The 14,113-nt window shown below is 39.7% G+C and carries 13 protein-coding genes; 10 read left to right on the top strand and 3 right to left on the bottom strand.

Going from position 1 to position 14,113, the window contains the following annotated elements; all coding sequences use genetic code 11:
* Positions 1 to 29: 29 nt before the first annotated feature.
* From gap to ABVT42_RS18705, 9 genes are all read left to right on the top strand, one after another.
* A complete protein-coding gene (gap, locus tag ABVT42_RS18745; protein ID WP_353897449.1) occupies positions 30 to 1,031 on the top strand; it encodes a type I glyceraldehyde-3-phosphate dehydrogenase in 1,002 nt (333 codons plus the stop codon).
* A gap of 229 nt (positions 1,032 to 1,260) precedes the next feature.
* A complete protein-coding gene (locus ABVT42_RS18740; protein WP_353897448.1) occupies positions 1,261 to 2,442 on the top strand; it encodes a phosphoglycerate kinase in 1,182 nt (393 codons plus the stop codon).
* A 150-nt stretch (positions 2,443 to 2,592) separates the two neighbouring features.
* Complete coding sequence (gene fba / locus ABVT42_RS18735; protein ID WP_353897447.1) at positions 2,593 to 3,657, top strand: class II fructose-bisphosphate aldolase; 1,065 nt, start codon at positions 2,593 to 2,595, stop codon at positions 3,655 to 3,657.
* A 234-nt stretch (positions 3,658 to 3,891) separates the two neighbouring features.
* Positions 3,892 to 4,629 (top strand): RDD family protein, encoded by a 738-nt coding sequence (locus ABVT42_RS18730; protein ID WP_353897446.1) that lies wholly within the window; start codon positions 3,892 to 3,894, stop codon positions 4,627 to 4,629.
* Positions 4,626 to 5,603 carry a stage II sporulation protein M gene (locus tag ABVT42_RS18725; protein WP_353897445.1) on the top strand — a complete coding sequence of 326 codons (978 nt, stop codon included), beginning with the start codon at positions 4,626 to 4,628 and terminating at the stop codon, positions 5,601 to 5,603. The genes ABVT42_RS18730 and ABVT42_RS18725 overlap by 4 nt, the downstream gene beginning before the upstream one ends.
* 3 nt (positions 5,604 to 5,606) lie before the next feature.
* Positions 5,607 to 7,388, top strand: a complete 1,782-nt coding sequence (locus ABVT42_RS18720) for a hypothetical protein (protein ID WP_353897444.1) — start codon at positions 5,607 to 5,609, stop codon at positions 7,386 to 7,388.
* Complete coding sequence (locus tag ABVT42_RS18715; protein ID WP_353897443.1) at positions 7,385 to 8,539, top strand: DUF4350 domain-containing protein; 1,155 nt, start codon at positions 7,385 to 7,387, stop codon at positions 8,537 to 8,539. Before ABVT42_RS18720 ends, ABVT42_RS18715 begins: the two co-directional genes overlap by 4 nt.
* The gene (locus ABVT42_RS18710) at positions 8,536 to 9,555 is read left to right on the top strand and encodes an AAA family ATPase (protein ID WP_353897442.1); all 1,020 of its coding nucleotides are present in this window, start codon (positions 8,536 to 8,538) and stop codon (positions 9,553 to 9,555) included. Before ABVT42_RS18715 ends, ABVT42_RS18710 begins: the two co-directional genes overlap by 4 nt.
* Before the next feature lie 47 nt (positions 9,556 to 9,602).
* The gene (locus tag ABVT42_RS18705) at positions 9,603 to 10,946 is read left to right on the top strand and encodes a DUF58 domain-containing protein (RefSeq protein WP_353897441.1); all 1,344 of its coding nucleotides are present in this window, start codon (positions 9,603 to 9,605) and stop codon (positions 10,944 to 10,946) included.
* 138 nt (positions 10,947 to 11,084) lie between these two features.
* Here ABVT42_RS18705 and ABVT42_RS18700 read toward each other — a convergent pair whose 3' ends face one another.
* The 3 genes from ABVT42_RS18700 to ABVT42_RS18690 all read right to left on the bottom strand — a co-directional run bounded on the left by ABVT42_RS18700 (position 11,085) and on the right by ABVT42_RS18690 (position 13,098).
* On the bottom strand, positions 11,085 to 11,663 hold the full coding sequence (locus ABVT42_RS18700; RefSeq protein ID WP_353897440.1) for a TetR/AcrR family transcriptional regulator: 579 nt from the start codon (positions 11,661 to 11,663) through the stop codon (positions 11,085 to 11,087).
* Positions 11,664 to 11,675: 12 nt separating this feature from the next.
* The gene (locus tag ABVT42_RS18695) at positions 11,676 to 12,356 is read right to left on the bottom strand and encodes a cupin domain-containing protein (protein WP_353897439.1); all 681 of its coding nucleotides are present in this window, start codon (positions 12,354 to 12,356) and stop codon (positions 11,676 to 11,678) included.
* Positions 12,357 to 12,486: 130 nt separating this feature from the next.
* The gene (locus ABVT42_RS18690; RefSeq protein ID WP_353897438.1) at positions 12,487 to 13,098 is read right to left on the bottom strand and encodes a glutathione S-transferase family protein; all 612 of its coding nucleotides are present in this window, start codon (positions 13,096 to 13,098) and stop codon (positions 12,487 to 12,489) included.
* A gap of 308 nt (positions 13,099 to 13,406) precedes the next feature.
* Between ABVT42_RS18690 and ABVT42_RS18685 the strand changes: the two genes are divergently transcribed.
* Complete coding sequence (locus ABVT42_RS18685) at positions 13,407 to 13,976, top strand: DUF4124 domain-containing protein (RefSeq protein WP_353897437.1); 570 nt, start codon at positions 13,407 to 13,409, stop codon at positions 13,974 to 13,976.
* Positions 13,977 to 14,113 lie beyond the last annotated feature (137 nt).

Genomic DNA, 14,113 nt, shown 5'->3' with positions numbered 1-14,113 from the left:
GAATTTAGAAGAACGTTTGAGGAAACACAATGACAGTTAAAGTAGCAATTAATGGTTACGGACGTATTGGTCGAATGGTATTGAGAGCAATTTATGAATACAACAGAGAAGATGAAATCAAAGTTGTCGCGATTAATTCCTCTCATCCAATTGCCACCAATGTGCATTTAACCAAATACGACACCACACACGGTCGTTTTGAAGCAAATGTCGAAGGCGATGACGAAAACATGTACGTCAATGGTGACAAAATCGCTATGTTGGCTGATCGTAATCCTGAAAACCTGAAGTGGTCTGATTATGATGTAGATGTGGTTTTAGAATGTACTGGTCACTTTAAAGACCGTGCTGGCGCATCAAAGCATTTTGTTGGCGGCGCGAAAAAAGTGTTGATCTCTGCGCCTGGTGGTTCAGATATTGATAAAACAATTGTTTTTGGTGTTAATGATAATACCCTGACAGCAAATGATAATATTGTGTCAAATGCTTCGTGTACAACTAACTGTTTGGCTCCTGTTGCTAAAGTTCTGCATGAAGGTATTGGTATTGAAAATGGGTTAGTTAATACCATTCATGCTTACACCAACGATCAGCGCATCATTGATAATCAGCATAGTGACTTAAGACGTGCAAGGGCGGCAGCGCAATCAATTATTCCAACTAAGACCGGTGCAGCTAAAGCGGTTGGTTTAGTTTTACCCGAACTATCTGGACGACTGGATGGCTTTGCACTAAGAGTACCAACTGTAAACGTTTCTGTCGTTGATCTAACATTCGAAGCATCTCGTGATACAACTGCTGAAGAAGTTAATGCTTTAGTTAAAGCTGCGGCGGATAATTATGTGCTCGACTACAACGATGAACCACTGGTTTCTATCGACTTTAATCATTCTCCTGCTTCGTCAACTTTTGATGCCACTCAAACACGGGTTAATGGAAATCTGGTTAAGATTTTAACTTGGTATGATAATGAATGGGGCTTTAGTGTGCGAATGATAGATACCGCTATTGCCATGATGAATGCGAAATAACGGTTTTAAATAGTGTGCTTAATTCAAGCCATAAGGTTCAGATATAATCTGAAAAAAATAGTGCGATTAAGTATCTAAAGAATAAAATTAAAAAGTGTATTTAAAAAGTGTGTTAAGAATGATTAATTGATTATTCAATTAATCATTCGCTCACTGCTCGATGTTATAAAGACGATATTATAAATAAACCTACAATAAACTTTCTGTTTAAGCTGGAGAAAGAAACAGCATGTCAGTTTTAAGAATGTCTGATTTGGACCTGACCGGTAAACGGGTTCTGATTCGCGAAGATTTAAATGTCCCCGTCAAAGATGGAAAAATCACTTCTGATGTTAGGATTCAAGCGGCTATTCCAACTATTCAATTAGCCTTGCAAAAAGGAGCTAAAGTGATGGTAATGTCACATCGTGGCAGACCAACTGAAGGCGAATTGACCGAAGAAGATTCAATGGCGTTGATTGTTGAACACATGCAATCGTTACTTGATGTGCCGGTTATTTTAGCCAGTGATTATTTACAGGGCGTTGAAGCTGCTGAAAATCAGGTGGTTGTGTTTGAAAATGTTCGCTGTAACATCGGTGAAAAGAAAAATGATGATACGTTGGCCAAAGCTTATGCGGCGCTATGTGATGTTTTTGTCATGGATGCATTTGGAACGGCTCATCGGGCACAGGCTTCAACCTACGGCGTTGCACAATTTGCACCCATAGCTTGTGCAGGACCATTGCTGGCAGCCGAACTTGATGCATTGGGCAAAGCGCTTGAAAATCCGGCTCGTCCTTTGGTCGCCATTGTAGGCGGCTCGAAAGTTTCGACCAAATTAACTGTTTTGGAAGCTTTATCGGGAATTGTTGATCAATTGATAGTCGGTGGCGGAATTGCCAATACCTTTATCGCATCTGAAGGACACAATGTTGGCAAGTCATTGGTTGAAAATGACTTAATTGATGAAGCTAAACGCTTGTCTGCTGCCGCAATTGCAAACGGTGGCGAAATTCCGAAAACAATTGATGCTGTTGTCGGTAAAGTGTTTTCAGAGACAACATCTGCTACTTTAAAATCGGTTAACGAATTGGCCGATGACGATATGATTTTTGATATTGGTCCGTTAACGGCAGCTAAACTATGCGAGATAATCAAAAGTGCGGGTACCATCGTATGGAATGGCCCAGTTGGTGTTTTTGAGTTTGCACAATTTTCCAAGGGAACAGAGCAAATTGCGCAAGCTATCGCTGATAGTTCTGCCTTCTCTATTGCTGGCGGTGGTGATACGCTAGCGGCCGTCGATAAGTTTGGTATTACCGATAAAATTTCTTATATTTCAACTGGTGGCGGCGCATTCCTTGAGTTTTTGGAAGGCAAGAAGTTACCCGCTGTTGAAATTTTGGAGCAACGTGCAGCTCAAGCATAATGGATTGCCTGGTGTTTTAGTTTAAGTACCGGCTAAGGCACCGGAATAATGGCAACCTATTTAAAAACAGATAACGATTCAATGGTAACGGCTATCATTAATCGACAGTAATCGAATTTAACACAGATACAATTAAAAACGGAGATAACAATGGCACTGATTTCTATGCGACAACTACTCGATCATGCGGCAGAGTTCGGGTATGGCGTTCCGGCATTCAATGTAAACAATCTTGAGCAAATGCGGGCAATCATGGAAGCTGCCGATGAAACCGACAGCCCGGTCATTGTTCAGGCATCTGCTGGCGCGAGAAAATATGCTGGCGCACCTTTTTTACGTCATTTAATCCTAGCCGCGATTGAAGAGTTTCCACATATTCCCGTGGTCATGCATCAAGATCACGGAACTAGTCCCGCAGTTTGTCAGCGCTCAATTCAACTAGGATTTTCATCGGTAATGATGGATGGCTCATTAAAAGATGATGGTAAAACGCCTGCTAGTTACGAATACAACGTTGATGTCACTCGTCGTACCGTAGAAATGGCACATGCTTGTGGCGTAAGTGTTGAAGGCGAGTTGGGTTGTTTAGGCTCGCTGGAAACTGGTGAAGCCGGTGAAGAAGATGGTATTGGCGCCGAAGGTAAATTAACGATGGATCAAATGTTGACTGATCCAGAAGAAGCGGCAGATTTCGTCAAAAAAACTAATGTTGATGCGCTGGCAATTGCAATTGGTACTTCTCACGGCGCCTATAAATTTACTCGCCCACCAACCGGTGATGTTTTAGCGATAAGCCGCATCAAAGAAATTCATGAACGAATTCCTAACACCCATTTGGTGATGCATGGTTCTTCATCGGTTCCTCAGGAATGGTTGAAAGTAATCAATGAGTTTGGTGGTGAAATTCCAGAGACCTATGGTGTGCCGGTTGAAGAAATTTGTGAAGGAATTAAACACGGTGTACGTAAGGTAAACATTGATACTGATTTGCGCCTGGCTGCTACTGGTGCTATTCGTCGCAGCTTGAGTGAGTCTCCTGCTAATTTTGACCCACGTAAATATCTGGCTGTGTCGGTATCAGCAATGAAAGAAATTTGTTTGGCACGTTATGAAGCGTTTGGTACTGCAGGTAACGCCAGTAAGATCAAACCTATTTCATTGGAAAGCATGTTTATGCGTTATGCAGCTGGTGAATTGGAAGCGAAAGTTAAATAATACTAGGTTAGCCATTAAGTTTTATTGGGCAGTATGTTGATTGATTCGACATACTGCTCAAACTATTCAATCTGTTTTAAAAGAACGGATAAAAACTATAAGAATAAAATAAGTACATTAGAAAACTTTAAAAAAATAGAAATTGATTACAAAAAGAGTAAAAAATTTTTGATACATTGCTTAATATGAATCTTAACAATCAAATGTTTTATTTGGTTTACTGCTAATAAGGAATTGCTCATTAATCTGGTCAATGGAAATAAATCTAATCATGGAATGCTGGATACAACGCGTGAAGTTGAAGTGCCAGAAGGGATTACCTTATCATTACCGGTCGCAGGTCTTGTCAGCCGCTCTTTGGCTTTTATTATCGATTTCTTAATTCGTCTTGCTGTTATCCTTTTAAGCGCGCAAGCTTTATCTGTATTCGACAATATGGGTATAGGATTGTTACTGATTTTGACTTTTTTTATCGAATGGTTTTATCCGGTATTATTTGAAATCTTTTATCACGGACAAACCCTCGGGAAGAAAGCTTTAGGGATTGCAGTCATTAATGATGATGGAACGCCTATCGATTGGTCTTCATCGATTATTCGCAACTTGCTGAGAGCTGCTGACTTTTTACCATTTTTTTATTTCTTTGGTATTATCAGTATGTTATTTAGTCGCGACTTTAAGCGTTTGGGTGATTTGGTTGCCGGGACTCTGGTAATTCATCAATTAGAATTGCAAAAAACTGAAACTGAAAATTCAGCTGGAGGTATTGCACCAAAGGTCGCATTAAATCTTGAGGAGCAGCGAGCCATTGTTAATTTTGCAGAACGTGCACCTCGCATGTCTGAGTCAAGAGCGGCTGAATTAGCAAACTATTTGGCCCCCTGGCTCAATACTCAAAAAATACAGCAGGGCACTGAGTCGCCTGTAGTGCAATTGAATAAAATTGCCCGGTGGCTTAGAGGTCACAAATGAGACAAGAAGAATTCGAAAAGCGTTATGAGAGTGATTGGCAGGCGTTTAAAGCACAGGTTGTGTTGGCTGAGTCGTTTGGATTTTATAAACGTAGTGCGCCGGGGGAATTAGAGGCATTTGCCGAGCGATATCGTAAACTGTGCTACTGCCTGGCTTTGGCAAGAGAGCGACAATACAGTCCGTATTTAATTTCTCAACTCGATGCATTGGTATTTCGCGGCCATCAATTGTTCTATCAAAAGCGAGTGGGCGTTTTTCGGCGTATCTATCAGTTTATTTTGTTTGATTTACCGGTGGCGGTAAGAGCACAACTTAAATTTTTTTTGATAGCTTGTGCGCTTTTTTACCTGCCTGGTCTTATTGTTTTTGGTATTACTTTAATGTCTCCAGAGTTTGTGTATTCTGTTATTGATTCGGTAACTGTTAGCCAGATTGAAGGCATGTATGATCCGAGTATGGATCGTATTGGCCGCGAACGCCAATCGGATACTGACTTTATGATGTTTGGTCATTACATCAAAAATAATATTGGTATTGCTTTCCAGTCTTATGCTGGTGGCATCATCGCCACTCTTGGGACTCAGTTTTATTTGATTTATAACGGTATCTTTATTGGTGTCATTGATGCCCATATTATCAATATCGGTTACCAGGAAACTTTTTATTCTTTTGTTGCTGGTCATTCTTCCTATGAACTAACAGGTATCACCTTATCTGGTGCGGCTGGATTACAACTTGGCTGGAGTATTATCGCGCCTGGCAATTACACGCGTCGTCAGGCTTTGATTAATGCCGGAAAAAGATCAATGCCACTAGTTTATGGGGCAATTTTTCTACTATTTATTGCTGCTTTTGTCGAAGCATTTTGGTCATCTACCACTGGTATTCCAAGTCAGACAAAATATCTGGTTGGGATTGCTGGGTGGTTATTTATATTGCTGTATTTTACCTTTGCCGGTCGAGGAAGAGGATAAGCGATGGATCTAGAGAAGATGACGGTTACCGTCAGACCTCGTAAAAACTGGGAAGCCATCGACTTAGGTGTTGCACTAGTTCAGCAAAATGCCTGGCAACTTTATCGAATTTGGATGTTGGTTACTTTACCCGTTTTTTTTGTTGCGTCATTGCTATGGGCCGAACATGGCTGGCTCGTTTATTTTATTTTTTGGTGGTTGAAACCTTTATGGGAAAGACCAATGCTACACTTTTTAAGTCGTCAGTTATTCGGTGAAAAACTCTCCGTTTGGCAATGTGTTAAAAGTTTTTTTTCACTGGCTAAAATTCAATGGTTTGCCAGCTTAACTTGGCGACGAATGAGTTTTACTCGGTCTTTAGATCTGCCTATTATTCAGCTTGAATATCTGAATGGTCAAAAGCGCAGTCAACGATTGCGAGTATTACATTCGTCAGGATCAAGTGCTGCAGTTTGGCTGACTTTGATGTTTATTGGATTGGAGTCTGTTTTTTATATTGGCTTTATAGTGCTTGCCTATTTTTTGATTCCCCAGCAATTGATGCCAGTCGACAATATTTATGGATTCATTTTACTGCTAGAGGACTCTTATGGAATTAACCTATTGCTGAATGGTTTAATTTACATTTCTGTATCGCTAGTAGCTCCTTTTTATACAGCCTGTGGTTTTGCTTTATATTTAAATCAGCGTACTTGCCTCGAAGCTTGGGATGTCGAGTTGGCTTTTAAACGATTAGCAAAACGACTATCGCTATTAAACGGAGACGACCCGCAGCATTTCATGGAACCCGCAGTAAATAAACCGAATGAAAACTTGAATTCTGTTAATGGTTTTCAATCACAGCATAGTAAAGGAACAACTCGTTTGGCCGGATTGCTACTGGGGATAGTTTGTTTGGTAAGTGCGATCCAAAGTGATCGACTGATGGCGCGCACAACGAATAATTTATCTGCTGCTGAACAGCAACAACGTCAACTTCAGTTAAGTCAGTCTGAGCAAAGTCAGTCTGAGCAAAGTCTGCCGAATGAATATACTGAGTCTAATGCATCGGTTTCAGAGCCCTCTTTAAATAATCAAGTGTTGACTGGATACTCGCATAATCAAATTAAGCAGTCGATAGATAAAATAGTTACGGGCGAAGAATTTAACCAAAAAGTTATTAAGTACCGTATTGAGAGGCGAGAGCCACTAACGGCTAAAAGCAAAAATTCAAGCGTTCGTGATAACAGTGGCGTTCAATCACTTTGGAACTTTTTAGGTTATATTATTTCAATCTTTTTTGAGTTTGTGTTATGGGTTTTATTAGCCCTGCTGGTGATATTCTTAATCAGTAAATATCGGCATATTCTGGTTGGTGTCAAAGGAATTTCGCAACCGCATCAAAGTAAACCTTCACAATTGTTTGGGTTAAATCTATCGCCTGAATCAATTCCCGAGCGACCTTGGTTAGAAGCGTTAAAACTACTTGATGATAATCAAATACGTGAATCGGTGAGTTTATTATATCGGGCGACGCTTGTTTGGTATATGGATAACTCTCGGGTTGTCATTTGTGAGGGGGATACCGAACTGGAATGTTTGCAGAAAATAGAGCGAACGACACAAAATAATCAAATTGAAAAAAATATTGAAGGGCAAGCTGCATTTGATTTTACTCAAGGGCTAACTGAAATTTGGCGTAAACTGGCTTATGCTCATCGAACAGCCTCTATGTCAACTGTTAAAGACTATTGTAAAAAATGGCCAGATATCTTTGTAGTGGCTGCGCAGAGGGATAGTGAGTGAACCGGTTGATTAATATTTCCAAGGTAACTTGGGTTATTTTGATATTTTCAATATTGATATTTTTATTAGCAAGTTGGTTTTTTAATACGTTTGATAGGGTTGCCTATCAAGAAAATATTGGCGCGAGCCAAGAGGCCAGACAAAACCCATTTTTAGCTGCTCAACTTTTGTTAAAACAAAAGCGTATTGAGTTTGAGACTTTACAGGACTTTTCATTTTTATCGCGTAATCCCGGTCAGTTTGATACGCTGTTAATAAGCAGTTCAAGAGTTGGTTTAACCGAGCAAAGTCGCGATATTTTAATGCAATGGGTACAGCAAGGTGGTCATTTGATATTGCTGGCAACTGAATATTTTGAGTTTGAATTCGAAAGTAGTCGAGACAAATTTTTAGATAGCTTAGGGTTACGTTTTTATGAAATGGACTTTGATCATCGAGTTTACAGCGATGAACATGGCGTGTCTCGACTAGTTTTTCAAGGATATGAAGAACAGACAGAAATCCATTTTTATGCTAACGGTTATATTGAAGATATTAGTGGCAATGCCAGTTTTGTTGGTGGTACTGATTTTGCCGACCAATTAGTTCAGTATGAGATAAAGTCGGGAATGATTTCTGTGCTGACTGATTTTTCCGTGTGGGAAAATGACCGGATTAATAAACATGATCATGCGATGTTTTTATTACAACTTATCGGAAGTTCGCCAAAAGTATGGTTGGTATTTAATCCGATTCAGCCTTCTCTACTGGTATTGGCATGGCAAAAAGCCTCATATATTGTGATAAGTTGTGCCGTATTATTCATCGCATTTTTATTGAGTAATATGTGGCGTCAAGGAAAGTTAAATAACGACGCCGAGCCTTCTCACCGTGAAATCATGCAACATATTCGAGCAGCGGGTGAGTTTAGTTTTCGACAAGATCAAGGACTCCAACAAATTCAAGTGCTACGAGAATTAATTGACAAAAATATGGCGCAACGGGTCTATGGATATTTTCAACTGAGTTTAGATAAACGACTGGAAAAAGTTGCTGAACTAACGCAAATAGACAAAAAGAAGCTACAAACCTTGTGGGAGCCTGCCGAACTCAATCAAGATTCCTTTGTTGAGCTGGTCAAGTTGATACAAGAAATAAGGAAACACCTATGAATGAAATAAATTCTGATTTACCTAATGCTCAGCAAACAGCCGAACAAACTGAAGCGCAGAGTGCGGTGCCTGAGAGAACATTGATTCAAGTATTGATGGACAATATTAATCGCGCTTTAATTGGTCAGCAGGAAATTGTTGAGATGGCTTTAACTTGTCTGGTTGCTGGTGGTCATTTGTTAATTGAAGGGGTTCCCGGATTGGGCAAAACCCTGCTAGTGCGCGCAATAGCGAAAAGCTTTTCGGGTGGTTTTTCTCGTATTCAGTTTACTCCCGACTTAATGCCAAGTGATGTGACTGGACATGCGATGTTTGATCCAAAGACGGAGACTTTTCGAATTCGTAAAGGACCTGCTTTTACTCATTTATTATTAGCCGATGAAATCAATCGAGCTCCGGCTAAAACTCAGTCAGCTTTGCTTGAAGTCATGCAGGAAAAAAAGATTACCATTGAAGGTAAGTCTTATGCGGTCAACTCGCCATTTATGGTATTAGCAACACAAAATCCCTTGGAGCAGGAAGGTACCTATCCGCTACCAGAAGCTGAGCTGGATAGATTTTTAATGAACATCCATATGGACTATCCATCAGTTGAGGATGAAATCTCGCTGGTAAAATTAATCACTACTGGACAAATTGATGATTCAATATTGTTAGATGAAATAAGTGCGGTAACCGACGCGCAAAGCATTATTGATTTGCAAAACCAGGCAGCAGAAATTACGGTAGATGATGTGTTGTTCGATTATGTGGTTAGAATTGTTACCGCAACACGTCAATGGCCAGGTATCCAAATGGGCGCGAGCCCTCGAGCATCTATTGGAATCATTCGGGCTGCCCGGGCATTAGCATTAGTACGCGGTATTGACTGGGTCACACCTGACGAAATTAAAACGGTCACACTACCAGTATTAAGACATCGAATTGTATTGTCTGCTGAATTGGAAATAGAAGGTGTGAGCATTACACAGGTTGTAGATGATATTTTAACGCAAGTTTCAGCGCCGCGTATTTAGCCTCTTATTATAACCTTTGACTAGCCTATTGAACTGAATAAATCGCTATGAAAATGACTAAACGAGGATATTTTTTATTATCTATCGGGTTATTGATAGCCATTTTTGATGGCTTATATCGAATGTATTTGTATCAAATACGTGATAGCCAATCTGTAGCATGGATTGGTGAGACTTGGTTTATCTGGTCTATTATATTAGTTGCTTTATTTGTTTGGGCGGCTGTTTCGTTGCGCAATCTGAAAGGTGTTAATGTTACCCGGGAAATTGCTGCAACTTTGCCGGTTAATTGTTTTTCTGATGTTGCTTTAACCGTAAATAATCAGAGTGGGAAAGCGCTCTCTGTCCAGGTTTTTGAACATACACCCGATATTTGCATTGTTAAAAATCTACCCGCTAAAATAAAAATTGATCACCAACAATATACGGTTGTTCGTTATCAACTTAAAGCAATTGAGCGTGGGGATTTAATCATTAACCGTTGCGAACTATGGGTGACTTCTGATTTTGGGTTGTTAACCCGACGAGTTTATCTTGACTGTAAAACTCACTCGAAAATTTATCCTAACTACCGTTCTATTTTGAATTATATTCTACTTGCAACAGAACAAAAAACGCAGCTGATGGGAATCAGGCAAAGACAGTTGCGTGGTGATGGTTTAGAGTTTCATCAGTTACGTGAATACCGTATGGGTGATAACTTGCGTCAAATTGACTGGCGTGCAACGTCTCGTTTACATAAATTAATTTCTAAAGACTATCAGCAAGAGCGCGATCAAAATATTATTTTTTTGCTGGATTCTGGCCGTCGAATGCGTGCTCGAGATGGCGAACTATCTCACTTTGATCAAGCGCTAAATGCGATGTTATTGGTTGCCTCAATTGCATTGCGTCAGGGGGATGCTGTGGGGTTAAAAATTTTTGGTGGAGATGACTCTTTTATACTCCCTAAAAAAGGCAGCTCAACAATTAATGCCTTGTTAAATAATGTTTATGGATTACATCCGACTCATCATGCATCTGATTTAGTTGCTGTTGCGCAATCGCTTAGTCAGCAATTTAAGAAGCGTTCACTGGTAGTGATTATTTCTAATGCACGCGTTGAAGATGAACTGGAGTTAAAAACTGCGGTAAATACCTTAAAAAAACATCATCTGGTGATGCTGGCTAATATGCGTGAACAGGTATTAATGGATGTCCTTGAAGAGCCTGTACTGCAATTAAATGATGCGTTTCGCTATGCTCAGACTTCGATTTACCTGGCACAAAGAGAAAAATTACATCAAACTCTGATTCATGATGGTATTGTTGCTATCGATAGTGTGCCTGGACAGCTGGCGATTAATATGGTCAACCAATATTTCGAAATAAAGCGTAGTGGGCGGCTTTAAAAACTAAGCTAAACAATATTTGATTATGAAAAGAATTTATCGATTACTCGTCATTTTGATGGGACTTATTTTGTTTTTGGGCATCTATATGCTACAAAAAAAGGATACCTATTCTAACTTGGGACCGATCGGTTTTCATTATGAAAGCACGGTGTTAAGTGATAGATTGTGCTTAAGCATTCTAACAATATTTTTAAAATAAACGCTTTCTTTTTTTGAGCGAGCAATCAGCAAGGCTCCTTGTAAAGTGCTGGAGATATATTGAGCGATAACGTTTGATGAATCTTCGGTTTGAATTAAATTAGCCTGCTTTAATTGATCAACCAGTTCAGTTAGCCAGTCTTCATGAAAATTAAAAAAGTTAATGACCTCATGCTGCATCGATTCGGGGAGACTGATAAATTCACCACTTAGTGCAGCACATAAACATATTTTAGTTTGTGTTTTATCGGTCTCTAAATAAGGTTGAAGATATTGCTCAAAGCGCTCTAGCGGATCGCAAGTTGATTCATTAACTGATTGTCGAAAAGAATCATAGGATTCAGTATATTGGCGAATAACAGCACAGCCTAAGTCAGCTTTTTTAGGAAAGTGATAATGAATACTGGAAGTTTTAATACCAAGTTTTTCACTGATATCTTTGTAACTAAAAGAATTATAGCCACTGGTTTGAATAAAGTTTTGTGCAATTGCCAGAATTTCTTTGGCAGTACTCATGCATATTTCCTGTTAACTGTCTGATTGTTTTGCCGATAATAAATGCCCAGTTTTAACAATGATAGTCGCCCCTTGTTCTTTTGTAAATGGATGATGTGTGCTTAGGTGAGGATTTCGAATCCAGGTTCCTGCTGGATAGTCGCCGTGCTCATCAAAAAAATGCCCACTTAATACAAAGATTTCTTCGCCTCCCCAATGTTGATGAAATTGAAATTGAGTATTTGGTTGCCATTTAACCATTGCAACATGCTCATTCTCAAATTGATGAAGTGATAATACGCTTAGTCCTTCGACTAATCCCGGCTGCCAATGACTTTGGTGAATATTAATTTGTTTTTGTTGGGTATCTTGTTGCGAAAACTGGTGAAGTTTTACCAGGATTGTTGCGCCATGTTCACCTATTTGAGGGGTATGCGATGTACCAATAGGATTACGCACATAAGTTCCTTCGGGATAGTCACCGTGCTCATCAGAAAAAATACCGGCAAGTACCAAAAACTCTTCTCCGCCGCCATGACTATGTTGAGTAAATTGGCTATTGGGCGCATAACGAACCAAGCTGGTTGCACGCGCTACTTCACCACCGACGCGATCCAGCATCATCCGCTCAACTCCTGGCATTGGTGATTGTACCCATTGGTAATTGTCAGGTTTAATCACCACCCTTTGATTAAAGTCCGCATTCAGTCGCATAATTTTTCCTGTTGCCATTTTATTGTAAAGTTAAGCCTTGAACATTGTATTTAAAATTAGTGATTAATCGGATTTTATTAAATAATATTTTAGTGCATCGTGTTAGCGATGCATATTTATCTGGTAGATATTAAGCTGAAGCGCTAGGACGTTGGTTGACGGCCTGATACCAGCGATCAATTGCTGGAAAAGCTGACAAACTGAATAAATTCAGATAAAGAGCAAAGTCTACTGCGCATAATGCGGTAATGTCGGCAATTGAAAATGAGTTGCCAGCAACAAAAGAGTTGGTTTGCAATTGCTGATTAAGTTGTTCGAGTCCTTTGTTTGCCCAAGCTTTGTTTTGCTCACCCCAATTGTGATTTTGATAAATTTCCAACTCGCCCAATCCCTCTGTGGCATGATGAAAATAATGGCTAACTGTTATCATCAGTGAGTTATCCATTTTTCTTTGCCACATTTCAATTGTTGCCTGTTCTTCGGGAGTTGTACCCATCAGTGCAGGTTCGGGTTGAAGCGCCTCAAAATATCGGCAAATTGCGACAGTCTCACTGATGAAATTGCCATTATCAAGTTCTAACAGTGGAACCGCTGCAGAAGGATTTTTGGCTAGATAAGCTTCGGTGCGATGTTCACCTGCGGGAACATTGATTTGTTCAAAGGCGACATCAATATTTTTTTCTGCCAAAAACATTCTCACGCGGCGAGGGTGAGGAAAGGCTTTGAACTCGTAAATTTTCATTGGTAAATTCCTGAATATCGTATTTTAATGTATCTACTGGTAGGTAGATTCGATATCAAATATATTAAGGGAGATGTAAAAGTCCGTCAAGCGGTCAAATCAAGCTACTGGAAAATTGCAAGAATATTAATATTGCAAAAACTGTAAAAATCGACAATATTAGCCTGGCCGTTCAGCGACGACTAATTGTTCTGGGTAATCATTAATTAGGAATATCGATAAGCTGGGATAGGCTAACAGGAAAACCAAGTCAAACAGCCCGGAATTAAGGTTATTTATTCTGGACTAATATTTATGGAGAATAAGGAATGAGTGGTTTCAATCAAATAAAAAGGTGGATACTAGTAGCCGCGTCAATTATGGCTGTTATGCTGACCCAAAACGCAATGGCTAAAATTTATAAATGGGTTGATGAAAATGGAAAAGTCCATTACAGCGACAAGCCATTTCCCAAGGCAAAACAAAAAGATACTCAGGAATTATCAATAGATACGCGTGCTGATTCGTCAAGCCAGTCTATTTCAAATCAGTTCAGCAATCAACGGGCTAATGCCGGCCAAGCTGCTTGTGCTCAATTCCAAATGAATAGTGCTGCCTGGCAAGCCTGTCAAACGAATCATTTAATTAGCTCTTCTCAGGCACAAAATGCACCGCCGCCCACGCCTACTTCAAAATCAGGTAAACCCGAGTTAACCAGGTGCCAAAAGGTTAAGAAAGATTATGAGGCGCTTACTCAAATCAAAGTTGAAAATGGTATCAGATCTTTTAATACCTTTAGAGAAGATGGCAATATTGTCAGTCAGGAACGTAAAGACGAAGTGATTGCTGAGCTCAAAAAAATACTGGATTCGTCTGAATGTCGCTATGAATTAAAGTAATATTCATCTTTGAGTTGTTGCGCTGGGTTGTCGTGCTGAAAACTTACCTGCTTATCGCTTAAATTTCTCGTTTGTCTTTTGTTACATATTGTAATACTTAAATCGCTGAGTGCTACTGAACCATTCGAAAATACATG

Source organism: Aliikangiella maris (genome assembly GCF_040719265.1).
Lineage (GTDB): Bacteria > Pseudomonadota > Gammaproteobacteria > Enterobacterales > Kangiellaceae > Aliikangiella > Aliikangiella maris.
The sequence above is the reverse complement of the archived record's forward strand: the minus strand, read 5'-3'. Positions and strand labels throughout refer to the sequence as shown.